The organism is uncultured Clostridium sp. (genome assembly GCF_937920395.1).
In the GTDB taxonomy this organism is placed as follows: Bacteria; Bacillota; Clostridia; order Clostridiales; family Clostridiaceae; genus Clostridium_AD.
The window spans coordinates 1-24,536 of sequence record NZ_CALEVF010000005.1 but is presented as its reverse complement, the minus strand read 5'-3'; the positions used below and the strand labels follow the sequence as shown (position 1 = coordinate 24,536).

The following is a 24,536-nucleotide window of genomic DNA, read 5'->3' as shown; positions in this document are numbered from 1 at the left end:
CAGAGCATAATATTAAGTTCGTAGCACTAGCACAGTCAAAGAGACAGTTTGCAGGTGAGGCTGGTATAACTTATTACGGTAAGTTAATAGATATAAAAGTTGTTAAGAGAAATACTATAAAGGAAATACCTAGTGGGTCTGAGGAAGATTATTATGTTTTTAAAATTGAGGGATGGGATAAGCTTTACAGAAAAATTGAAGTAAAGGGATATCAGGTTCGAAGGTTGATTTATACTACTGAGTATTTACTCCATAATGCGGTGATAGTAAATGAGATTTGTTTAAAATCTAAGTAAGAGTATAGAATGTGGCAGGAGCTTAGGAGAGTAAGTTCTTTAACTAAAACAGAAATAGAGAGAACTATTGATAAGGATAGTAGAATTAAGGTATTTATTAAAGATGAGGAAATTAGGGTAGAGTGCAATGGAAAATCGTATGGTTTTAGTAGGGGAGAGTTTGAGAGGAGACCTAGGGGTGTAGTGGGGAGGATAATTGAGATTGGGAAAGATGTTCTTAGTTAGGAAATCCTATAAAGATATATTTTATTTGAGTAATTATTTTGGGATTGGTGGACATAAAATTATCACACTGTGAGGAGTTTTTATATATTACTTTAATGGAATAGTCATTTGGGGTATAATAATATTAAGTATATAAATTTATCTTGCTAATTGAGTAGCAAATATGGAAACAAAGAATATAGTTTTAAATAATTTTTAATGAGGTGAACAAAATGAAGTTGAAAAAAATTAAATTTAATAATCATGAAATACTAAATGATTTGGAAGTGAATTTTTGTGATAGCAATGGAATTCCTTTAAATACTGTAGTTATTATTGGTAATAATGGTACTGGAAAGACTACATTGTTAAAAAGTTTATTTGAATCATTTGAAGTTGATCATAAGGGATATAACTCAAAGAATTCGTTTGAAGTTGAGTTACACCCTAGTAATTTTTATACAACTGTTCAGCTTGATGATGAAGAAGTGGGAATGTTAGATCCTGATATTATAAATGTTAATAGTAATAAAGATGATCCTAAAGTTATATATATGCCAGCAGAAATTAACTTTGATAAGCTTAAAAAAGTAGATAATACGTTTAAGTTTTCTCCAGATTTTTTAAATATAGTAGATCAAAGCATAACTGAAAATATTCCTTCATTCATAGCTACAAAGATAAATAAAGAAATATTTAAGAATAGAAATAAAATTATTGGTGAAGTAATTGATAAAGTATGCGATGAGATAAATAGTATATTTTCTATTATGGATTTAGATGTTAAACTTATAGGATTGTCAGAGGATGAAGACACAAAGCCAGTTTTTAAGAATAGCTTAGGTAAAGAGTTTAATATTAATGGACTGTCTTCCGGAGAAAAACAATTGTTTTTAAGAGGATTATCTTTAAAATTTTTAGAGGCTAATAATTCAATTATATTAATAGATGAGCCCGAAATATCACTACATCCAGAGTGGCAGCAAAAAATAATAAAGGTTTATGAGAATATCGGAATTAATAATCAGTTAATAATTGCAACTCATTCTCCACATATAGTGGGAGATATTAAAGCAGAGCAGCTAAGAATATTAATTAAGGACAAAAATGGAGTATCTTTGCTTGATAATGATAAAATAGATGAGACCTATGGTCATACCATAGAAAATATTTTAAAGACTACAATGAAATTAGATAATCTTAGAAATGATGATATTTCTGAAAGGCTTAAAGAGATATTAGTTTTATTAGAAAAAGATTTATTTGAAACACCAGAATTCAATGAAAAATTTGATTATCTTAGGAAGTATTTGGGCGATTTTGATAAGGATATAATGCTCATTAACTTAGAAAAATCAAGAAGGAAAAGAAGGTAAAATTAAATGTTAAGTGTTAATAAAACTATAGAACCAGATTTTCTTCTTGAATTTAAGAGAAAAAAGACTCCAGAGACTTGGTATAATTATGGAAATATTAAGAGCGATATAAAGACTTTTATTTTAGAAAAGGAACAATGTAAATACTGTCCTTATTGTGAAAAAGCAATATATAACATTAATGAAGGACATATAGAACATATTAAACCTAGGGACCTATTTCCAAAATTGTTTCAAGAATATAACAATATTATAGTTTCTTGTAATGAAAAAAATAGCTGTGGAACTGCAAAACAAAACAAATATTCTAGGGAATTTATAAATCCGGTAATTGAAAATCCAAAAGATTTTCTAACATACAATCTAGCTAGTGGAGAAATTATTCCTTTATATAAAGAGGTAGAGGATATAAGAAATAAAAGAGCGGCATACACTATTAAACTTTTAAATCTTAATAATTATATTCTAAAAGATGCAAGAAAGAATTTGATACAAATATTAGAAGTATATAGAGAAAATTATGATAAATTTGCATCTTATCTACAATTTTTTTTAGATGATGGTCATAGTTTTCCAAGTTTAATTAAGTTCTACATGGAATAAGTTGGATTGCAAAGTTAGATGGGCTGAAAAAAATAGAAAAATAATAAAGGGGGTTTCCACAATAGGAAATCCCTTAAAACATATCTAAATTTAAATTCACTTGCCATATTAATTATCTCCTGGGTCGCTGAAATATTAACTACTTCAGAAGGAGATATAGACTCCCCCTAAAGTTTTCTATTTGTTAGGGTATGCAATGCTGCAAAAGGGACTAAGTATTAACAGTAATATATTTTCATTATCAATGAAAGAACTTAGTTTATTATATGAGAATCCTAACACAAAGGATATTTTTAAGGTCAGTTATAATGCATTTAAATCACGAAAAGTTAGTAACTTAGCATATAGAACTGAAGGCAGTAAAACAGTATCGCATTAGCCTGATAATATGTTATCTATAAACAAACTTGGTAGTGATAAGGCTTATGAGTTTGTATTTGATGCAAAATATAAGATAGACACATCAACAGAGTACCAGAAAAGTTATGGTGGCATTGGGTCTAAGGAAGAAGAAGAATACAAAAACCATGACTTTTATAAGAGCATAGAAGAAGTAAATATAGGTGGCATTTCATTTCTACCATCAACTACAAGGCTTATGGAGGAGTTTTTAGATAAGCCAATAAACGAATCCTCATACTCAACATTTTACTTCATCATGCGGAAATAGTAACAGAGCTTTGTATAAAATCTAAAGAAGAATATAAATAAAAGGGGTAGACTTAAATTAAGAACTTTAATGAAAAATTGTGGATATAAACGCAGAAGTAAAGAATTTAATTATGAAATAAAGGATATTCTGATGAAAAATAATTTGAGAATATTATATGATAAACATATTGAATTTGATATTAAAAAGATTGATATAGATAAAAGAATAAATATTATTTTGATTAATTGAAATTTTAAAATAATTTAACAAATTATAGAAAATAATAACTGTGCTTTCCATTTGTTTATGTGGTTTTATGTCTTTAATTGTATCTTTATTAAAGATGATTTATCTTGAAATAAATTTTAATTAATGATAATATATAAATCTATGTAGGTGGTGAAAAAATGGATAATGAAATTTTAGATTTACTAAAAATTATTAATAATAAGCTAGATGAACATACACAAATATTAAGAGCTTTAGAACATGCAAGTGAAATCCACAAAGCAGAAATTATTGATTCAAAAGAAGACCTTGGTACAAATAAAGATGTTGGTGCAAAATAAAATCTTGGTACAAAAGAAGCTCGAGGTACAAAAAATAAGCTTGGTACAAAAGAAGACCATGGTATAAAAGAAGTTCTTGATACAAAAGAAATTATAAATACAGAAAAAAATATTAATATTGAAGAAGATCATTATAAAGATATAAGTGAAGAAGTGGTAAATAAGATTACAAATGCTCTAATAGATGAGAGGGATTGTAGCCCAGTTTCTGATGTGGTTGATTGGGATATAGGGATTTTACCTGATGAGGAGGAAAGTCTAAAAGAAAAACTAGTTAGAGTAGTGAAGGACTCACTTAAAACTGCCCTTGAAATTTACAAGAAAAAGTTCAGAAAACCAAGCAATCAGAACATTAAAGATGATATAGAAATATCATCAAATCAAATACAAGTGGATAAAGGTGCTGTAGATCCAAAGGAGTTTTTGTTAGCTGAGTATAAAGGAAAGTGTCAACTTTGTGGGACTGAATTACATCTCCATAATGGACAAAAATGGATAAATGTATATCACATAGTTGAAAAACAAAATGGTGCATGGTGGGCAGATAGACCATTTAATATTCTTGGATTATGTCCTAATTGTCATGCTTTAACTAAGTATGGTGGAAATAGAGACATAAGCAACATTTTCGTTGAGGCTAATGATTCACTCAAAGGGGATGCGTTCGCTATAGAAGTGCCTGAATTTAAAGGAGATTATTATGTAGTAAGTGTAAATATAAATGGACAATGCAGGGATTTAAAGATAAGCAAGCTACACTTGCTGTATTTCTCAGCTTTAGTAAAACTTGAAATGGAAGATGTTGAAGGTCAAGTAGCTACTTCAAATGAATAGAGCTGGAGAGCTTTTAGCTTCGATGCAAGGGGATAAAATTGAAACAGATTTGCAGGAAATTTCTGATGTTTGGCATTCTGCTATTTTTGATGAGGCACAACCTATTACTGTAAATGGTAAAGATGCATATTCTTTTGATGAAGCAATTAAATTTAAGAATGAAGAATGAAACTTTAAAGGTATTTACAAATGAAAGTGGACAGAAATTTACAATTTATTACCCAGCTTGTAATCATCGCAATCCCTTAAGATATATATATTACAAAAAAACAAAATATCTTATTACTATAGGAATAAAGATAACAATACATAAGTGAAAATTAAACTTTAAAACTCTAATAACGTATATACCCCTATGATAAATTTGTAATAAAATAATTAAATTAACGATAAATCCTTATATATCAATGAACTAAGCTAATTACATATCTCAGTTCTACATATTCAATAATTGATGAAACACTTAGGAAAAAAAATAATGGATATTTTAGATGCTATGGAATTATTGATAATTTAAGAAGTATGTATACATAGAAACCAGCCAATAGATCCACTGCGTTGATCTATTTACTAGAAAGTGGTCGCATCAGCCACCTAACAAAATGAACAACTTGAATAACACTAAATACAAAAAATATGAACTTAGTAGGAGTGAAAAACAGAAAAGGGCCGTCTCAAAATAGAAAGTAATTTCTATTTTGAGACGGCTTATTTAATTTATATAATACAAACTTTGAAGACATAATTAATAGAATTGAAGATCGCATCATCATATTTAAATACAGATAATTTATATTATCTGATAAATAAAGCTACGCTACCTTCCTCCAAGCCTTTGGGAAATTTCATTAGCCGAATCAATTAAATATCCAGTGATAATATCTTTTTTTGGAAGTAATCTAGTTTTTAATCCTGATATACTTATAGCGGCTTCTATATTTTTGTTACAGTTAGTGACTGTTGTAGCAATGCAGTATAATCCATATTCACCTTCTTCATCATCAATAGCATAACCTTGACATCTAAATTGTTCTAATTGTTCAATAAGTGTCTCTTTATCGGTAACTGTATGTGATGTTATTGCTATTAAATCAATATTTGATAAAATTTCGTTTTGTTCTTTTTTCGTCATTGATGACAAAAATGCCTTTCCCAAGCCTGTATGGTATAAAGGTCTATGATAACCAGGTTGAGCAGTTGTATTAACAGAGCTATTTGAATCGATTTTTAATATATACACAACCTCATTCTGTGCACGAATTGCTAAAAAAACTGTTTCTTGAACTTTTTCCACTAGTTTTTGTAATATTGGTTTCGCCACTACACCAATATCAAGAGATTCCATTGCTACTGCCCCTAATTGAATTAAACGCACTCCCAGAACATATTTTTTTGTTTCATCTCGTGTTAAGTATCCTGAATCAAGCAATGTTTTAACTAGGTTTGAGGCACTACTTTGAGGAATATTTAAGTTTTTACCTATATCTACTACAGATAAACCGTTTTTATTTTTTGCTAATAGTTCAAAAATTTCTAATGCTCTAACTGCTGATTTAACTGCCATATTTCCTCCTATAAACGTAAATTTAACATATAATTTTAATTAAAAGAATATAAAATAAAATTTATATTCTTTTAATAGTATATCAGTTTAAGTTTTTTTAGGGAATCAAAATGGCAGAAAAGATAAATTCGATTTTAATTTTAATAACTGTAGATTTGTTATAAAGTTATTAAAATTTTTAAAACCATTTTTTTGACACATTGTGAGTTATTAATGTTTATGCTTGGCATATGAGCATCATTTGGTGTAAACAAAACAAAGGTTCCTTCATTAACAGTTATATAATCACCTTGTCCTTTAACAAATAGAATATCATTCTTTTCGTCATAATCAATAGATGATTTCATATCTTCAATACAAGCATAGCCTATTTTCTCTTTTCCTGAAATGATATATTGAATATCAATATATTTTCTATGGGCTTCCCACAACCCTTTTTCTATTTTTTTTGTTTCATATTCAGAGACGACTGCAAAAATATCATCACCGTCTATTTTATATTTTCCCTCTTTTATTTGTGATAAATCGGTATTAATAATATATTTAAAAGCTTTTTCAATTCTAAAATCAAGTTTGTAATATTGTTTAGCGTTACTTAGTTTATCAACAATCATAACTAATTCTCCAATCTTTATTATTTTTTAATTATGCTACTGTACTGTTTCAGGTTCATTCTTAAGTTCAATTTTACTCTTTAAAAATATTCCATAGGTAAGTGCACTCATGAGTAACATCATAGAACTTATAATAAATACAAGTTTAAAGGATCCTGTTCTCGAAACAATTAGCCCAGTTAATATGGGAGCTATGCTACCTCCTAAATAACCAGCAAAATTTTGAATACAGCCTAGTGAACCAACTAATTTTGCTGGTGCAACGTCAGTTGCTAATGTCCAAACAACGCCATTAGGCATACTAGAAAATAAGAAACCAAAGGTTAACAATACTACAGAAACTGAGCCACTTTTAACATATGCTATTGGTGCAATAAAAATAGAAGCTGTAATAACTGCAAATATTATTATTGTTTTACGTGCTTTAATAGGATCAAAATTTCTTCTCTTAATTAAATAGTCGGATAAATAACCGCCCAATGGTACACCAACAATTCCAGCTAAGAATGGAATTGCTGCAAGCCAACCAGTTTTCGATAAACTAAATCCGCGGGCAGTTTTTAAATAAGTTGGAATCCATGTAAGATAAACCCAAAAAACATATATCAAACCAAAGTTACCTACCATCATTGCCCATGTTGAAGGATGTTTTAATAATATAGCCCATGAGATTTTTAAGTTTTGTTTTTTCTTAGGTGATTTAGCATCAATAATTTCAATATTAGAGTTTGGTTTTTCTTTATACAATGTTAACCAAAGAAATGTAACTACAAGCCCTAACAAGCCTAAACCTATAAACATTGGTCTCCAACCAAATGAGATTAATATAATCGTTAATATTGGGGGCGCGATTGTATTTGCTATTGGAGGTCCCATATTAATTACGGAGGTCGCTAATCCTCTATTTTTGTCATCAAACCATTTTTGCGTTACTTTAGCACCACAAATAAAAAATGGAGCTTCTGCAATACCTAAGAGTACTCTTGATGCATACAGAGATGAAAATGTTTGAGAAAATCCTGCAGCTAAAGTTGCGATTGACCATACTATAGTAGCAATTGTAAATAATCTTTTTTCTCCATATTTGTCCGTAATCCATCCTGCTGGTAAATTAGCTAATGCATAAGGAAGTAACATTGCTGAAAATAGTAAACCCATTTGTACTGGAGTGAAATGAAATTGAGATGCAATAGTAGTACCTGCAATACTTAAGTTGACACGGTCTAAATAATTTACAACCGCTCCAAATAGCATGACAGATACAAGTACCCATCCATAATTTATTTTTGTTTTTTTGTGTTGTATATTTTTAACTGCATTATTATTTAACATAAACACATCCCCTTTAATGTACATAATTTATTTTTTTGGATTTGATTTAATCTATTACTTTGAATATGATTTAAATGGATTCATTTACTTTATTTACAAATTTAATTGCTTTTTCTTTAAGCTCTGTTAAATATTCTTCATTCACTTCAAACTTTGAATTTACAAGAGAACTTCCTAATCCTACTCCAGCAGATCCGCACTTTATATAAGTACTGATATTTTCTAAATTTACACCTCCAGTCGCAAGTAATGGTATTTGGTTAAGAGGCCCTTTTATATTTTTAATATAAGATGGCCCAACACAAGATATTGGGAAAACTTTTATGATATCTCCACCGTTTTCAAATGCTTTTAAAATTTCAGTAGGTGTAAAAGCTCCCGGAATGCTCACAGCACCATATCGTTTTGTCATCTTAATAGTTTCGATATTAACGGTAGGTGATAAAATGAATTTTGCGCCAGCAAGCAATGCACTACGTGCCGTTTCTGAATCTAAAACTGTACCTGCTCCCACAATCACTTTGTCACCAAATTTACAAGTTAATTCCTCAATAACAGAAAGGGCTTTAGGTGAATTCATAGTTACTTCTAATATTTTAATTCCACCCTTATTAAGGGCTTCTGCAATTGACAAAACATCAGCAGCCTTCGAGCCACGAATGATAGCTATAATTTTATGCTCTAAAATTTTTGATAAAACATTCATTTTATTACTCCTTTTTTTAACGGCTAATTTCATTATCATTAGAACTACTCATATAGTATTTTAACGTATCTCTATCTGGTAAACCCTCAATATCTCCATTCGTTGTAGTTACAATAGCTCCTATGGCACATCCTATTGTTACAGACTCCCTCAAACTTAATCCGTCTAAAAGTCCAGATAAAACTCCTGCTGAAAAGCCGTCTCCTGCTCCAACTGGATCAACGATGTTTTTGATCTTTACACCAGGAACTAGACCCTTATCATCGCCACTTATATAAAATGCCCCTTTTTCTCCAAGTTTGACAATTACTTGCGAAGCACCATTATTTATAAAATCCTTTGCTATTAATTCATAGTCTTTATCACCAAAAATAAATCTACCTTCACTTAGTCCTGGTAGCACTATATCTGCCATACTTGAAAGTTTCAAAATAGTTTCCCTTGCGTAATTACTGTCCCATAGTTTATATCTAATATTAGGATCAAAAACAACTTTTACACCGGTCTCCTTTGCTATTTTGATAGCATAGAAAATGCTATCGTAGCATGACTGGCTAAGGGCGGGAGTAATTCCTGTTATATATAAATACTTAGCTTGAGAGATATACTGTCTGTCAATATTGTCACAAGTAATTTTGCTTGCAGCGGATCCTTTTCTGTAGTAATACATTCTTACATCTTTTTCATTTACTACACCTTTGAAAAATATTCCTGTTGGAGAAGATGGATCATGTATTACCATGCTTGTATCTACACCTTCACCTCGGATAGCATTAATAATAAATTCTCCTAATTCATCGTTTCCAATTTTACTAATCCATCCTGTTTTATGTCCTAAACGAGATAGACCTATTAATGTGTTGGTTTCTGCTCCAGCACATCTAGAAGTGAATTTATGGGCATATCGAATTGCTCCATTTGATTCTGGAGAAAATAATACCATTGTTTCGCCTATACCTACTACATCCATACTTATACCTCCGTATATTTAATATTTTGAACATATAAATAAATTAACATTAGACACAAAATCATATATGTGATACAACATCTCATATGTGATTTTGTATGTGTTTAGTATATCATTATTTTCTTTATTGTCAACGATTACAAAGAATTAATTTACAAAATTTAATATAATTAGATTTTTTAGATAAATTTAAGAAAAAGTACAAAAGCAACCACTTTACGGTACAAATATTGCTACAATAAGAATGAGGTGATTTTGGTGAGTATTATTTCAATAGATAAAATTAATGAGGTTTTAGAAAGCGAAGATAAGAAAAACCCTTTTTCAGATGAAAAAATTGCAAGCATATTAGGAACAAATCGCGAAAAAGTAACAGAAATCAGACTTAAAAACAATATACAAGACTCAAGAGAGAGAAGGAAGCAATTTATTTTGATAGATGGCGAAAAAATAATCAAGGCAAATATAGAAGTATCTGATAGGAGTTTTACTAAGCAACTTAATGAAATGGGATATAAACTGTCTAGATATGTGGCTTCAAAAATAAAGTATGAGGTAATAAACAAAATCAAAATAGTTCCTAATTATAAAATAAAAAGTAATGTAAATGAAAATTTAAACATTAATGATAAAGAAAATGGTTCTGAAAAAAACGAAATAATATCATCAAAAGAAACATATTCTTTTGATAATATTATTGGGAGCAAAGGAAGTTTAAAAGTTCAAATAAGTCAAGCAAAGGCAGCTATATTATATCCTCCCAATGGGCTTCATACACTTGTCCTTGGTCCTTCAGGTGTTGGAAAAAGTCATATTGTAGGGGAGATGTACAAATTTGCTGCACAATCAGGAAATTTTAAGAAAGATGCACCTTTCATAGTTTTTAATTGTGCAGATTATGCAGATAATCCACAATTGCTTTTATCTCAGCTTTTCGGCCACGTTAAAGGGGCATTTACTGGAGCAGATTCAGCAAAGCAAGGGTTAGTGGAAAAAGCAGATGGTGGGATATTGTTTATAGATGAAGTACATAGATTGCCAAGTAAAGGTCAAGAAATACTTTTTTATCTTTTAGATAAGGGAATGTATAGAAGACTTGGAGAAACGGAAAGCAGTAGAAAGGCAAACATAATGTTAATAGGGGCTACAACTGAGGATCCGGCATCATATCTTTTACTTACATTTAGAAGAAGAATTCCCATGGTAATTGAGATACCAGCTATTAATGAGAGACCTTTTTCTGAAAGGTATGAAATAATAAAAGAATTCTATTTAGATGAGAGCTTTAGAATTGGTAAAACAATTGCAGTAGATCCAGAAGCAATAAGAGCACTGATGTTATATGATTGCCCAGGTAACATTGGTCAATTGAGAAGTGATATACAAGTGGCATGTGCAAGAGGATTTTTAACTTCTAGGATTAATAGAAATGCAACTATTCAAATAGGTGTATGCGATTTGCCGAATTATGTAAGAAATGGACTGTTTGTAGTTGACAAAAAAGAGGAAGATGCAGATAAATTTTTAAATTATAGTCTAATTGTAAATCCTAATAGGTCGGTGGTATCTACGGATAAGGACGATAGATATGTGTTTACAGATAGAATTTATCAATTTATAGAGGAAAGATTTAATGACCTTGAAAAGAAGGGCCTAACACAAGAAGAAATAAATAATATTATTGGTAAACAGGTGGAAATGGAGATTAAGAGATCAGCTAGAGATGTTAATTCTTGTAGTAGTATATCTAAAAGAAACCTTAAAGAAATCGTTGGAGAAAAAATATTAGCGGCAACTTATAGTGCTATTGAAATAGCGAAAAATAATCTAAATAACTTACATGAAAATTTATACTATTCTTTAGCTATTCATTTAAGTGCTACTTACGAAAGGTTAAAGAGTGACAAAATGATTATTAATCCGCAATTAAAAACTGTGATCCGCGAATATCCATTGGAATATAAAATTGCGAAGTTGATAGCTAAAAGTATAGAAAAAAGTTTAGATATAGAAATTCCAGAAGATGAAATAGCATTTATTGCTATGTATTTAAGAACCTTTTCACGTGATAAAAAGCAAGAAGAAGGAAAAGTTGGTGTTCTTGTACTTAGTCACGGACATGTTGGATTAGGAATGGCTAATGTGGCAAATAGGTTACTTGGAGTAAATCATGCGGTAGGGCTTGAGATGGATTTAAATGAAAGCTCAAGCACGATGATAGATAAAGCTATAGAGATTGTTAAAAGAATAGATGAAGGTAAAGGATGCATAATTTTGGCGGATATGGGTTCATTGGTTGGCCTTGGTAAAATTATAACTAAATCTACGGGTATACTTACTAAAACTATAGGGAGGGTGGATACCCTTATGGTATTAGAAGCAGTTAGGAGAGCTACTATTCCTACAAATAGTTTAAAGGAAATAGTAGATGTATTAACTGAAGATAAAATATATGGATCTTCAAATGATAATATTCTTTGTGAAAATGTACTTCAAAAGGTCATATTAACCATATGCATAAGTGGAGAAGGAACTGCAATTAAAGTAAAGAAATACATAGAAGAACTTTTAGAAGATGTAAAGGAGCAAGTTACTGTAATAGCATTAGGAATTCTTAAACAAAAAAATATAGAGGTAGAAATAAATAATATTAAAAAGAATAATAATGTGGTAGCTTTTGTAGGAACTATAAATCCTAAAATAGATAATATACCTTTCATATCTGTTGAGGATATAGTGAACGGAAATGGTAAGGATAAAATTTTTCGCGCTATTGGTATAGAAGAAAAGGCTGAGAATTTACTAAAGGATATAATAAACCAGGATATAATTATATGTGATTTAGAGGCAAAATCTAAGAGTGATGCCATTGATGCATTAGTTGAATTATTAGAAAAACAAGGTTATGTGGATAAAGAATTTATGCTTAGTGTTTATAAAAGAGAGACTATGGGGGCTACACTCTTAAAGAATGGTATAGCTATACCACATGGAGATGCAAGCTATGTAACAAAACCTGCCATAGCAATAGCAAAACTATCAAAACCCATAGATTGGGAAGGAAATAGCGAGGCAAATATAGTATTTATGATTGCTCTTAAAGAAGATTCAAAAATATATTTTAATGATTTATATAAGATTATTTCTAGTGAAGATGGGCGTAAAGCTATAAGGGCTGCAAAAACCCCAGAAGAAATTATGAATGCTATAGCAAAGTTCACAATTGTAACCATGTAGTTGGCATGACATATGCTTAGTATAACTATAAGAAGAGGTGAGTTAGATGAATGTTGATATTAAAAATTTTCCTAAAGTTACAGTTATATTAAGAGGTTATGATTATAACCAAACTAGAAATATTGTCGAAATATTAAGTAATAGTAGAATAAAATCAGTGGAAATAGCTTTGAAAGATTCTAATGTAAAAGATATATTAAAAAAGATTGTAGATGAGTTTGGCGATAAAATACTCATTGGTGCAGGCACAATTTTAACTAAAGAGGATTTGATAGATGTTGTAAAAATTGGTGCAAAATTTGTATTATCTCCAATAATGTTTTCAGAGGAGCAACTACAAATTTGCAAAAAAAATATGGTTATTAGTGTACCTGGTGCTTTTACTCCATCAGAAATTTATAAAAGCTTTCAAGATGGAGCGGGTATTGTAAAAGTATTTCCTGCAAACACTGTAACTCCAAAGTATTTTAAAGATATTAAAGCTCCACTGGGAGAATTAAAACTTATGGCAGTGGGAGGTGTAAATGCAAAAAATGCATTAGATTACTTAGCTAATGGAGCAGATTTTTTAGGTATAGGTTCAGGGATTTTTAGTAGGGAAGATGTAATTAAAGGAAATTATGAAAATGTAAAAAAAAGTATAGAAAGTTTTGAAGCTGTACTTTATAAATAATTAGAAAGTAGGAGGTTTGCTATGTCAATATTTTTCGGTGAAAATTTGATATATAGAGATTTAGAATTTGATTCTAGTAAAGGGGTACTTGAATTTCTTGCAGACTCTCTTTATAAAGAAGGTTTTGTAAAAGAAGGTTTTAAAGAGGCAATAATAAAAAGAGAGGAAGAATATCCAACCGCAATTCCAGCAGAAGGGCCCAAAATTGCTATACCACATGCTGATCACAAATTAGTTAAAAAGGCTGCAATAGCTATTGGAATATTAAAAAATTCTATAGATTTTCATTCTATGGAGGAACCAGAGAATATAATACCTGTAAAAATAGTTATAATGCTTGCGTTAGATGAACCACATGGGCATATAGAAATGCTACAAAAGATAGTAACATTAATAAAGAATCAGAAGGCAAAACAGGCAATTTTAAAGGCAAGTAGCAAAGAGAAAATATATGAAATACTAGAACCTATTTTATTACAATAATATAAAAATTTATAGGAGGTTATTATCATGAAAAGAATATTAGTAGCTTGTGGAAACGGAATAGCAACATCAACGGTTGTAGCAATAAAGATAAGAGAAGCTTGTGAAAGCGAGAGCATAAAGGTCTATGTGGATCAATGTAAACTAATGGAGCTAGATTCAAGGGCAAATGATTTTGATTTTGTAGTAACTACAGGAAAAATACAAAATAGTGATAAAATTAATGTGCCAATTGTAGGAGCTATGTCAATGTTAACTGGAATAGGCGAAGAAGAGACAATAGAGAAAATTATTAATATGTGCAAAAATTAATTAAATTTATTTCTAAAAACTTGAGAGGGGGACGACAAAATGATATTTTATAAAATATTTCATGTTCTTTTAGATGCAGGTCCAACCGTTATGTTACCGTTTATGATATTTTTCATAGGTCTGATATTTAGATTAAAACCAGGTAAGGCTTTTAAATCAGGTTTAACAATTGGTATCGGATTTGCTGGTATTAAGATGGTTATTGCTTTATTATCTTCAAATTTGGGACCAGCTGCTCAGCAAATGGTAAAAAACTTTGGTATTCATTTAGATGTGCTTGATGTAGGCTGGGGTGCTATAGCTGCTATTACATGGGGTTCACCAATTATTCCAATATTGATATTTTCAATATTAGCTATAAACATAGTATTATTGATTCTAAAGAAAACTGAAACATTGGATGTAGATATATGGAATTATCACCATATTGCAATTGTAGGTGTACTCACATACTTTACTACTAAGAGCGTATTACTTGGTGTGTTAGCTACACTAACTACTGCTGTAGTTACATTTAAATTATCTGATTGGTCAGCGCCATTAGTTGAAAAGTATTTTGAACTCGACGGAGTTTCGCTTCCAACACTATCTGCAGTTTCTTCTTTGATTATTGCAGTACCGTTAAATTGGTTGATGGATAGAATACCATTTATAAATAAGATTCATATAGATATGAAATCGGCAAAGAAATATCTGGGATTATTTGGAGAACCGATGATGATGGGACTTATACTAGGTGGAGGTATAGGGATACTTGCTAAATACGATATAACTAAAATATTGACTTTGGCTGTAAATATGGCTGCTGTTATGCTTTTACTACCCAAAATGACTGCATTATTTATGGAAGGGTTAATGCCAATTTCTGAAGCTGCAAAGAAAATGACTAAAGAAAAGTTCAAGGGCAGAAAGTTCTTGATTGGAATAGATGCAGCTGTAGTAGTTGGGAATGCTGAAGTAATGACTACAGGACTTATATTAATACCATTAACTATTGGTCTTGCATTTATACTCCCAGGAAATCATTTGCTTCCATTTGCCGACTTAGCTGTAGTACCATTTAGAATAGCATTAGTAGTTGCTTTAACTGGAGGAAATTTATTTAGAAGTCTAGTTATAGGTATAGCAGTAATGTCTGCAATATTACTTGCAGGCACTAATACTTCACAAGCGCTTACAGCACTTGCAAGTAGTAGTGGTATCAATTTATCTATGGCTGCGGGTGCATTAATTTCTACTTTCGCTGGAACAAGCTTAACTGTAAGTTTTATAATCTATGAAGTGTTTATAGGAAATTTGGTAATTACAGTACCACTTTTCATAATTGGATTTGCTGCTATATGGATTTACATGGGTAGAAAAGAAAAGAAAATAAAATCAGTGCCTTTAGAAGAAGGAGCTAAACTTAATTAAATTAAAAAGGAGATAATCATATGAAAATAACCGAATTAAAGATATATAAAGTAAAACCAAGATGGATCTTTTTAAAGATAAGTACAGATGAGGGAATCGTGGGATGGGGAGAACTTATTTCAGGAACCAAAACCAAGAGTGTTGAGGCAGCTGCTTATGAAATAGGAGAGTATTTAATTGGTAAAGACCCTATGAAAATTGAGGAGCATTGGCAAGTATTATATCGTTCATTCTTTAGAGGTGGACCTATTCACATGACTGTACTTTCAGGTATAGAAATGGCACTTTGGGATATAAAAGGCAAGTATTATAATATGCCTATTTATGAGTTCCTTGGAGGAAAAGCAAGAGAAAATATTCTGATATATTCATGGATAGGTGGAGATAGACCGTCAGATGTAGTAAAACAAGCTATAGAGAGAAAAAATCAAGGATTTAAAGCAATAAAAATGAATGCCACAGAAGAGTTACATTACATTGATTCGTATAAAAAAGTTAATGCAGTAGTAGAAAGAATTGCATCCATAAGAGAGGCAGTTGGGTATGATTTAGAAATAGGAGTAGATTTTCACGGAAGAGTTCATAAAGGTATGGCTAAGGTGATAGCAAAAGAAATTGAACAATATAGACCTATGTTTATAGAGGAACCTGTACTTCCTGAAAATGAGGAAGCTTTAATTGAAATATCAAGACATACATCAATACCAATAGCTACAGGTGAAAGGTTATATACAAGATGGCAGTTTAAAAATATACTTGCTAGTGGTGCGGTAGATATAATCCAACCTGATTTGGCACTAACTGGAGGGATTTTTGAAGGAAGAAAAATTGCAGCTATGGCAGAAGCATATGATGTAGCTGTAGCTCCACATGCACCCTATGGCCCTATAGCATTAGCTGCAACACTTCAAATGGATGCATGCACTCCCAATGTATTTATTCAGGAACAAAGTCTTGGAATACACTATAATCAGGGATTTGATTTACTAGATTTTGTGAAAAATAAAGAAATATTTAAATATAAGGATGGGTTTGTTGAGGTACCAACTAAACCAGGGCTTGGAATTGAAATAGATGAAGAACTTGTTAAAAAGATTGATTCAGAAGGACTTGTATGGACAAACCCAAAATGGAAAAATTATGATGGTACAGTAGCAGAATGGTAAAAACTTTGGAATATTTATTATGTTATAGAAAGTGGGCTAATTATAGTCCACTTTTTATAGCTACTATATGTAAAGATAGTAAATCATTTTATTGCAATTCAGAATGAGCACCAGTGGCTGGAGTAGTAACTATTGGTGCTCGGATATAAAAGTTGTGAAGAGAAACTATATAAAGAATATACATAGTGATTCAGAAGAATATTACTATGTTTTTAAAATAGATAAGTGGGAGCCGCTTTACAGAAAAATTGAAGTAAAGGGATATCAAGTTCGAAGGTTGATTTATACTACTGAATATTTACTCCATAATGCTGAAATAGTAACTGAGCTTTGCATAAAATCCAAAGAAGAATATAGATTGTGGCAAGAGTTTAAGAGGATAAGTTCACTCACTGAAACAGAAATAGGGGAAAGTATAAATAAGAATAGTAGAATTAAGGGATTTTCTATAGAAGGAATGAAGATATTTATAGAAGATGAGGAAATCAGGGTAGAGTACAATGGGAAAGTGTATGGTTTTAGTAGGGGAGAATTTGAGAGGAGACCTAGGGGAGTAATGGACAGTATAATTGATATTGTGGAGGAGCGTTTAAATTAAACATATACCTATGCTGAAAATAACTTTGTCATAGGTATAAGTTTGAGAATTTATTAATAGTCACTGTATACGAGGCAATCAAGGGTAGCTATTTTCGTTAAAGTTATAAGAAACAAATTGATTCAAGGATTTATAAGGTTCACAATTATTACAACAATGGCTGGTTGAATTTCTAAATTATAAGGGCTCTTATTTTTTCTAAATAAATACTTAATATTATTTATTTTAGGTTTACTTACTGATTTATTAATCAGATTTACATTGTATTTAAATAAAATAAACTTGCATAAATTTATTTTAGAAAGTTGAAACATTTTTTTTCCTAACATTTTATATGGAAGATTCCCAGCATGAATAACTGTGTATAAGTGATGTCTAATAGTGGCTGGTTTTAAATTAATACTTACATGTTGTAAGATGAAATCAACACATTCTGTAATGGTATAATATCCTGAATACTTTTTGAGTATCTTCATTTCTTTTTTTACTTCCTCTTAAATTGCTTACATATTATATTATTTTATCTGAAAATATAAAAGCTTATCTATTTTGAAATTATAATGCTAATAGTTCACTAAAACTATACTCCTTTCCCTCATAATTAATTATTGCAACATTACTTTCTATGGCAGATTCAAGCATAAGATATATTAGTGTATTTCTTGAGAAATTAGGGTGCTTATCTAATTTATCTATACCTTTTAAGACGGTCTCAATTTTTTTTAGATGCTCTGCAGTTACCTTTATGTTTACTTGTTTAAATTGCTCTTTTTTTAGCTCAAAAGGTTTGTACATGTAAATTTCTCCTTTTCAAATATTTATATAATATACTATGAAAAGTTCAAAAGTTTGTTACTGATTTTGTAGTGGTTTAGGTGCATTTATTTAAGTGCATAGATCTATTAAGAATGTATTTATTAAAAATATAAGATTTGAGAGGAACGTAGCAGCACAAAATGCACGCAGTATTACCGATTTTAAAAAGCAATTTAATTTGGGTAACAAGCTAAGTGGATCCATTTACAAATACCCAGGGCAGGCTTATTTTTTATTTGTAAATAATTAGGCCTAAATAAAGAAGTGAGTAATTTGAATTTACTCACTTCTTTAAGATGGTTTTATTCAAGAAAGTCCATTTGTTTATTATCTGTATATTTATTCAAAATAATATTTTTATAGTTTAACTGACTTACAATTGCTTTTTCTAATAATCCTTGTCTACTTAATGAGACAAATAAAGCTGCTGATCTAGCTTGACAGTTAATTGATTTTAAATGATTAAATTCAATATCAGTAAAAGCATCAAATTTTAAAACTTCATTTGCCAAGTCTTTTTTTATATATAATGCATTTATATATAGCCAATCATAAAATAATGTTTTAGGTTCTAATTCCCATTGTACATTGTAAAATTTAAAACTTATTAATTTACCTGATTCTCTTAATCTTTTATCTTTTTTAGCTTCTCTAGAAGTCATATACAAGATATCTTTATATGGACCACCAGTTTCAAAAACTTTACTACTTTGAAATGCACATTCTACACTATATTCTTTGCCCTTAGGTGTATTAATCATTAAATTGAATGCACTTAATTTAATGCCTAATGTATCTCTAGATTTACTAGATATTTCTAGTATCTTCTTATCTTTATATTTTTCTATAAAGTTTTCATGCAAACTATCTATTGATTTTTGTTTCTGAGAAATAGCAAACCCAGGAAACCACTTAAACTCGATATAAACTTTTTTGAGAAACTTCTCACTGATGTCAACAATAAATACATTCCTTTTAGCCATAATTCCTCCATCATTACTTCCAATATTCATAGTCTTTTCTATAACTAAATATGTCACTATCAAATAAAAGTTTATACTTTTTATTATACCTTTTATAGTCAAAATTTTCAGGAAAATGTACCACTTCAGTATTAAATTTAATTGATTTTATATAATTAGGTTCTATTTTATTTAAAACTAATACTTCGGCTTGTGGATCAGTAGTAAATTTATCATCCAAATCATACATTATCCTATTACTATTGTCGTAGAATAAATTTTTTAGACCGTCAATTCCCTTTGAATTAGAACAATTTGAAGCCGCATTAGAAGTATAAAAAATACAATCTTTATCAATTAATAATTGTGGATTTAATTCAATTACACACCAAATAACACCACAATTTTCAGGTAAAGACCTATATTTATAAAACATGCGGTAATTAGGATAACTTATAGATAGACTAATACCATTTAATACCTTATCTAATCTTAAATTATCATTATTCATATATTTTGTATTAGATTCTTTTAAATATTTCACTGACAATAATCCGTTATCAAGAATAGACTTTAAATTATTTAACTTAGTAAAATGGTAAAGGCTAGATATATTTCTATTTCTTATAAAAATTAACATTTAATCACCTCAATTGTATTATATTAAGAGACTAAATTCAAAATTACATTTTTTGTAAAGTACTCCAATTATATTAGAGCCATAGATTATTCTCTGTAATTTTAGATATTCAAATGATGAGATTGCTTTAGGTATACGATATTATCGATGTAGTTTATAAAATAAAATTATTAGATATGGGTTATCTGTAGTGTTTTTAACTGACAAATATTATTTTAGAAGAAAAGGTTAAGCCTTTTAGTTACATTTTGTAATCGTATTGAAACGTTGTTATAAATAATTCTGGAAGCATTTTTTAGTTTTGCTGTGTTAATTACGGACTTAAATAAAGTATATTGTATAAATTATTAGTACTTTTCTATAGTAATAAAGAATATATTATTAAAGTCATATGTAAATATAAGTACAATCAAAATCGATGTAACAATAAAATATAATCTAAGTAAAAAGATAAACCATACAAAATCCAAATATAAATTTAGTAAGCAGGAGTGAAGTTATGAATAAAACAGGTAGAAATGATGAATGTCCATGTGGTTCTGGAAAGAAATATAAAAAATGTTGTGCTATTAAATTAAATACACCACAAAAAGATGATATAAATAACTTCATTGATAATCCATATTATAAATTCAACGGTAGATTTAATGTTCCAAATCATGATTCATGTAAGAGTATTAAGGATTATGCTATAGCAGTATTTGAACAGATGATTGGTTATCTGGATGATAAGAGAGATGATACAATTATAGAGGACTGCAATTATTTGCTTAATTTGGTCAAAAAAGGTGAAGAGTATTATTATTCTGAACTTAAAGAGATATTAAAGTTAAAAGGATTAGATACTTTATCAATTTGTTAATTTATTCAAAGAAAAAGAATTCATATGGAAGATTGCAAGTTATCGAGTTCAGAAAAAATTATAACGAATCATGTTGCTAATAGTAATCTATGTGAATATTCTATGCAAACGGATTCTAATGAATTAGATTATGGAGCAATGAGAGTTCTAGCAGAACTGGGGCAACAAGTATTATCATCAAACATTATTGAAAGAGAGAGTATAATCACTGGAGCTACCATTTATGTAGAGAGGGATAAATTAAAATCTTGGGATCTTCATTTTAGTGATAATAAGGATATTCTAATTGATATAAATTCTCCACTATATATTGAATGGATAAATTCAACAACATAACAATTATTATGGTTTTATACAAAAGTTCAAAGGCTCTTAGGCTATAAAGCTTGAGGGCTTTTATATATTCGAAGCAAATGATTGGTAGAAAAAATCTTCTTAAGTTCTTTGGGCATATTATAGTATATTAATAAAAAGGTGACACTCTAGTGTAACTCTTTTGGGATCATAAGCATATTAGTATAAATAAGACAATTTAACTGTATTGATATCAATATAAAGGTAAGGTAGGTAAAATGGGCTTATTGACCAGAATATTTAAAGCTATTACTTATGAGATTTCAAGAGGTGACACTGACCCAGTAGTAAAGGATATTCCATATACTGTTGGGGATGTACCAGTTATTCGTCCACCAGTCAACAAAGATGTACCACAAGAGAATCAAATACTAACCAGAGCAGAGACAAAATTTTTTAATGCCCTAACTAATATTATTGATAGTCAACTATACTCTATTAACTTAAAAACAAGATTAAAAGATGTAAATTTAACAACAATAAATGACAGCGATGATTATAGTTTACTAGCTATGCATGTAGATTTTATACTTATTGATATGAAGATACTTAGTCCGGTTTTGGCAATAGAGCTTGATGATAGTTCTCATAATAGTCCAAAAGCAACAGCGAGAGATATCAAGAAAAATGACTTTCTTAAACTAAATAAAAGTCCACTATTGCGTATTAAATGTTCTAATGGTTATGATCTTAAAGAACTACGCAACCAAATATATACTACCACAGGTATTCGCATGATGTATTATAAGCAATAAGGTGGTGAGTATGGCAAGAGGTTAACCATTTAGGCAAAGCTATAGAATTAGCAAAACATATATAATGATTTAGGTTGGTAATTTATTTAACCAGCCTAAATCTATGTGCAAAGGTAGTGGAGCATGAAATTATGGATATCATTTTAATAGCACTTGTTGCTTAATATGCAAGCATTGATGCGTATAATAGATAAATATTATAAAAAAACTCCAAAGAATCGTTCAGTATATATAAGTTTTCTAAAATATTCAGCCATATCCAAAGAGGTTGCGCCTGAATGAGCACCACTATTTCTATATTTAATTATAATAGGCAGTTCTCTAACTAATAGTGCTTTTTTCTTTGAAGGTACCAACTTATTGCATCTTACCATCATTTGACCTAGAGTTAACTTGTCATTTTTATTAATTACTTTTTTCATAATTAAAAAATGTTTAAGTTCAAATTCTATAGCTCTAGAATATTCAATAATTATTGGAGCAAAATCCATCATTACATCTTTGCTAATGGTATATAAATATTCAGCTGTAATTATATACTGTACGGATTCGTTACTTAATTTATCGAGTGTTTTATTAACATAATTTTTAACCAAGTTCATTTTTTGTGAATTGGAAATTTCTATATTTATATCAATTGCTATTTCATGGATATTCTCACAAACTTGATCAATTGAATACTCTTCTTCTTCAATTATATCTGTTAATTGTTGAACTTTTAATAATTTACTAGAAAAAAATTTTTCCTTATTAATTCTATCTTTAAATTCTTCAACAGTAGTATTTAATACTTCTACCATAATATTCTTTTGTTTAATTATATCTTTATAATACTTATGAACTACAAATGCATATTTTAGCTTTTCGTACAGATTTTTAGTAAAATAATCATCGTTAAACTCATCTTTTAGGATATAGAAATATCCTTCCGCATCATTGACTTTATTTTGATAAATGCAACTATCTATTAAATCTGCATATATATTTTTTATATCAATAGCGAAGTTGTCATTCGTATATATAGAGCATATTGTCGTAGTATTATCATCTATAAATGTATAATTTTTTGAAGTTCTACGCATAAATGCTATAGATATTTTTAAATATTTTTCTGCATTGATATAATCTTTCATTCCTTGATATATTCTTCCGATTAATGAATAGGTTATTTCATCTTCTAAAATATATAATGCTTTTTTAGCAAGGTCTAATGCTTTTAAATAATTCTTTTCTTCAAAATTAAATCTGGCATAGTTAAAATATACAGTATTGTTAGGGTTCTCCCTTAATATATTTTCAAAGATTTCAAATCCTTTTTTTTGATTACCCATTTTGCATAAAGAAAATGCAATATTAGACATTGCTAATGTTTCCATGAGATTTTTTTCATCACAGTCTTTTATTCTTTCTAATAATTCGGTAGAATATTTTAAGCACTCCCTATATTTCTTCAAACCTATATTACTTGTTAGACTAGATAACTGAGTTAAAATCTGAATGTTATTGGTATCTTTTTTATATAGATTTAGATAAAAATCATATAATAGATCTAATTTTTTTCTATTAACACTTAATAAATTTCCATACATACATAATATTCTAGTATTTCCTATTTTAATGAAATAACTCCATATAGCCTCAATATTGAAATCTTCTAGTAGTTCCTTTTTACCTTCTTTCTGACTATATTCAACATATTCATCGATGTCTTGAAGATTAGTTTCAAGCCAAGTTACAAGTAAATCACCTATTTCTTTTTTTATATTGGGATCAACTATTTTTTCATAACAAGATATACCTTGTTCGAAGTTAAAAAAATACATAATATTTATTATTGATTTCTCTCGTAATGCAACTTGGTTTTCTGGTTTAATCTTCAAAGCTATACTTAATAAATAATCTATATGTCTTAAATCTTTCATTGCATTAGATTTGTTGAATAACCGATTTTTAAAAATTTTTTCTTGCAATATACTACAATAATTTACATATGCGGATGAAGTCCATATGTTTAAAGTATTGTTTTTTTCATATTCTTCTATTAATATCATACAATAAAGTTTTAGTTCCTGTTTTTCCTCATTATTTAATATCTTAATACTTTTTTTAGCTAATACTATATAATTATTCATTATTTTTTCAAAATTTTCACTTCTTAGGTGAACCAATTTTATATTTTCTTTTTCTTTAAAATCTAAAGATAGAGAGATTTTGTATTTATCTTTAAGTAAGATACTATTACATCTGCTCATTTTACTATTACAATATTCACAAAATTGTTTTTTAAACACAACACTCGCTTTGCTCTTAGGTAATTTAATTATAACATCCCGTGTTATATTTCCTATAGGACATTTTACATAATAACCGTCATCATAAAAAAATTCAAATGTATCATTTTCTTTCTTTTTAGTAGAACAGTTTGTAGAATAACCTTTATCTAAATCTTCAAACATGTTATTCACGGACTAACCTCCTTTTCTATATACTTAATTTAGCCGATTGCGCAATTCTGCAATCATTGAACCGCCTAACTTTTAAGCCG

Annotated in this window: 28 protein-coding genes and 1 pseudogene; 19 read left to right on the top strand and 10 right to left on the bottom strand. The window is 29.2% G+C overall.

Annotation, left to right across the window (positions count from 1 at the left end; translation table 11 throughout):
* From Q0649_RS00500 to Q0649_RS00460, 9 genes and pseudogenes are all read left to right on the top strand, one after another.
* A pseudogene (locus Q0649_RS00500) lies at positions 1-296 on the top strand (hypothetical protein); the annotation flags it as partial.
* A gap of 9 nt (positions 297-305) precedes the next feature.
* Complete coding sequence (locus Q0649_RS00495; protein ID WP_298836157.1) at positions 306-521, top strand: hypothetical protein; 216 nt, start codon at positions 306-308, stop codon at positions 519-521.
* A 212-nt stretch (positions 522-733) separates the two neighbouring features.
* Positions 734-1,876, top strand: coding sequence for an ATP-binding protein (locus Q0649_RS00490; RefSeq protein WP_298836155.1), 1,143 nt, complete (start codon positions 734-736; stop codon positions 1,874-1,876).
* Positions 1,877-1,882: 6 nt separating this feature from the next.
* A complete protein-coding gene (locus Q0649_RS00485; protein WP_298836153.1) occupies positions 1,883-2,479 on the top strand; it encodes a retron system putative HNH endonuclease in 597 nt (198 codons plus the stop codon).
* Positions 2,480-2,660: 181 nt separating this feature from the next.
* Positions 2,661-2,858, top strand: a complete 198-nt coding sequence (locus Q0649_RS00480; RefSeq protein ID WP_298836151.1) for a hypothetical protein — start codon at positions 2,661-2,663, stop codon at positions 2,856-2,858.
* Between the two features lie 9 nt (positions 2,859-2,867).
* Positions 2,868-3,149, top strand: a complete 282-nt coding sequence (locus Q0649_RS00475; RefSeq protein WP_298836147.1) for a hypothetical protein — start codon at positions 2,868-2,870, stop codon at positions 3,147-3,149.
* 389 nt (positions 3,150-3,538) lie between these two features.
* Positions 3,539-3,700 carry a hypothetical protein gene (locus Q0649_RS00470; RefSeq protein WP_298836145.1) on the top strand — a complete coding sequence of 54 codons (162 nt, stop codon included), beginning with the start codon at positions 3,539-3,541 and terminating at the stop codon, positions 3,698-3,700.
* A gap of 153 nt (positions 3,701-3,853) precedes the next feature.
* Positions 3,854-4,534, top strand: coding sequence for an HNH endonuclease (locus Q0649_RS00465; protein WP_298836144.1), 681 nt, complete (start codon positions 3,854-3,856; stop codon positions 4,532-4,534).
* A complete protein-coding gene (locus Q0649_RS00460) occupies positions 4,527-4,703 on the top strand; it encodes a hypothetical protein (RefSeq protein ID WP_298836141.1) in 177 nt (58 codons plus the stop codon). The genes Q0649_RS00465 and Q0649_RS00460 overlap by 8 nt, the downstream gene beginning before the upstream one ends.
* A gap of 648 nt (positions 4,704-5,351) precedes the next feature.
* On the opposite strand, the gene Q0649_RS00455 is transcribed toward Q0649_RS00460, so the two are convergent.
* The 5 genes from Q0649_RS00455 to Q0649_RS00435 all read right to left on the bottom strand — a co-directional run bounded on the left by Q0649_RS00455 (position 5,352) and on the right by Q0649_RS00435 (position 9,720).
* Complete coding sequence (locus Q0649_RS00455; protein WP_298836138.1) at positions 5,352-6,098, bottom strand: IclR family transcriptional regulator; 747 nt, start codon at positions 6,096-6,098, stop codon at positions 5,352-5,354.
* A gap of 158 nt (positions 6,099-6,256) precedes the next feature.
* Entirely contained in the window at positions 6,257-6,712 is a 456-nt protein-coding gene (locus tag Q0649_RS00450; RefSeq protein WP_298836136.1) for a YhcH/YjgK/YiaL family protein, read from the bottom strand.
* Positions 6,713-6,748: 36 nt separating this feature from the next.
* Positions 6,749-8,044 carry an MFS transporter gene (locus Q0649_RS00445; protein ID WP_298836135.1) on the bottom strand — a complete coding sequence of 432 codons (1,296 nt, stop codon included), beginning with the start codon at positions 8,042-8,044 and terminating at the stop codon, positions 6,749-6,751.
* Positions 8,045-8,114: 70 nt separating this feature from the next.
* Positions 8,115-8,750, bottom strand: coding sequence for a bifunctional 4-hydroxy-2-oxoglutarate aldolase/2-dehydro-3-deoxy-phosphogluconate aldolase (locus tag Q0649_RS00440; RefSeq protein WP_298836133.1), 636 nt, complete (start codon positions 8,748-8,750; stop codon positions 8,115-8,117).
* 16 nt (positions 8,751-8,766) lie between these two features.
* Positions 8,767-9,720, bottom strand: a complete 954-nt coding sequence (locus tag Q0649_RS00435) for a sugar kinase (protein WP_298836131.1) — start codon at positions 9,718-9,720, stop codon at positions 8,767-8,769.
* Positions 9,721-9,978: 258 nt separating this feature from the next.
* On the opposite strand from Q0649_RS00435, the gene Q0649_RS00430 reads away from it, so the two are divergent.
* From Q0649_RS00430 to Q0649_RS00400, 7 genes are all read left to right on the top strand, one after another.
* Positions 9,979-12,957: a sigma 54-interacting transcriptional regulator gene (locus tag Q0649_RS00430; RefSeq protein ID WP_298836129.1), complete on the top strand. Its 2,979-nt coding sequence runs from the start codon at positions 9,979-9,981 to the stop codon at positions 12,955-12,957.
* Positions 12,958-13,003: 46 nt separating this feature from the next.
* Complete coding sequence (locus Q0649_RS00425) at positions 13,004-13,630, top strand: bifunctional 4-hydroxy-2-oxoglutarate aldolase/2-dehydro-3-deoxy-phosphogluconate aldolase (protein ID WP_298836127.1); 627 nt, start codon at positions 13,004-13,006, stop codon at positions 13,628-13,630.
* A gap of 21 nt (positions 13,631-13,651) precedes the next feature.
* Positions 13,652-14,113, top strand: a complete 462-nt coding sequence (locus tag Q0649_RS00420) for a PTS sugar transporter subunit IIA (protein ID WP_298836125.1) — start codon at positions 13,652-13,654, stop codon at positions 14,111-14,113.
* Between the two features lie 27 nt (positions 14,114-14,140).
* A complete protein-coding gene (locus Q0649_RS00415; RefSeq protein WP_298836123.1) occupies positions 14,141-14,425 on the top strand; it encodes a PTS sugar transporter subunit IIB in 285 nt (94 codons plus the stop codon).
* 39 nt (positions 14,426-14,464) lie between these two features.
* Entirely contained in the window at positions 14,465-15,838 is a 1,374-nt protein-coding gene (locus Q0649_RS00410; RefSeq protein ID WP_298836121.1) for a PTS galactitol transporter subunit IIC, read from the top strand.
* Positions 15,839-15,858: 20 nt separating this feature from the next.
* Positions 15,859-17,004 carry a galactonate dehydratase gene (gene dgoD / locus Q0649_RS00405; RefSeq protein ID WP_298836119.1) on the top strand — a complete coding sequence of 382 codons (1,146 nt, stop codon included), beginning with the start codon at positions 15,859-15,861 and terminating at the stop codon, positions 17,002-17,004.
* A gap of 154 nt (positions 17,005-17,158) precedes the next feature.
* Complete coding sequence (locus Q0649_RS00400; protein WP_298836117.1) at positions 17,159-17,602, top strand: hypothetical protein; 444 nt, start codon at positions 17,159-17,161, stop codon at positions 17,600-17,602.
* Positions 17,603-17,724: 122 nt separating this feature from the next.
* Here the strand turns inward: Q0649_RS00400 and Q0649_RS00395 are convergent, their stop codons facing one another.
* From Q0649_RS00395 to Q0649_RS00380, 4 genes are all read right to left on the bottom strand, one after another.
* Complete coding sequence (locus Q0649_RS00395; protein WP_298836114.1) at positions 17,725-18,078, bottom strand: hypothetical protein; 354 nt, start codon at positions 18,076-18,078, stop codon at positions 17,725-17,727.
* A 79-nt stretch (positions 18,079-18,157) separates the two neighbouring features.
* Complete coding sequence (locus Q0649_RS00390; RefSeq protein ID WP_298836112.1) at positions 18,158-18,397, bottom strand: hypothetical protein; 240 nt, start codon at positions 18,395-18,397, stop codon at positions 18,158-18,160.
* Positions 18,398-18,720: 323 nt separating this feature from the next.
* Positions 18,721-19,431 carry a DUF6977 family protein gene (locus Q0649_RS00385; protein WP_298836110.1) on the bottom strand — a complete coding sequence of 237 codons (711 nt, stop codon included), beginning with the start codon at positions 19,429-19,431 and terminating at the stop codon, positions 18,721-18,723.
* The gene (locus Q0649_RS00380; RefSeq protein ID WP_298836108.1) at positions 19,415-20,020 is read right to left on the bottom strand and encodes a DarT ssDNA thymidine ADP-ribosyltransferase family protein; all 606 of its coding nucleotides are present in this window, start codon (positions 20,018-20,020) and stop codon (positions 19,415-19,417) included. The genes Q0649_RS00385 and Q0649_RS00380 overlap by 17 nt, the downstream gene beginning before the upstream one ends.
* Before the next feature lie 499 nt (positions 20,021-20,519).
* Here Q0649_RS00380 and Q0649_RS00375 point away from each other — a divergent pair, with 499 nt between their 5' ends.
* From Q0649_RS00375 to Q0649_RS00365, 3 genes are all read left to right on the top strand, one after another.
* Positions 20,520-20,882: an SEC-C metal-binding domain-containing protein gene (locus Q0649_RS00375; RefSeq protein WP_298836107.1), complete on the top strand. Its 363-nt coding sequence runs from the start codon at positions 20,520-20,522 to the stop codon at positions 20,880-20,882.
* Positions 20,883-20,906: 24 nt separating this feature from the next.
* Positions 20,907-21,218: a hypothetical protein gene (locus tag Q0649_RS00370; RefSeq protein ID WP_298836106.1), complete on the top strand. Its 312-nt coding sequence runs from the start codon at positions 20,907-20,909 to the stop codon at positions 21,216-21,218.
* Between the two features lie 236 nt (positions 21,219-21,454).
* Positions 21,455-21,991: a DUF2726 domain-containing protein gene (locus Q0649_RS00365; protein WP_298836103.1), complete on the top strand. Its 537-nt coding sequence runs from the start codon at positions 21,455-21,457 to the stop codon at positions 21,989-21,991.
* A gap of 197 nt (positions 21,992-22,188) precedes the next feature.
* On the opposite strand, the gene Q0649_RS00360 is transcribed toward Q0649_RS00365, so the two are convergent.
* Positions 22,189-24,456, bottom strand: coding sequence for a lipopolysaccharide assembly protein LapB (locus Q0649_RS00360; protein WP_298836101.1), 2,268 nt, complete (start codon positions 24,454-24,456; stop codon positions 22,189-22,191).
* Between the last annotated feature and the right edge of the window lie 80 nt (positions 24,457-24,536).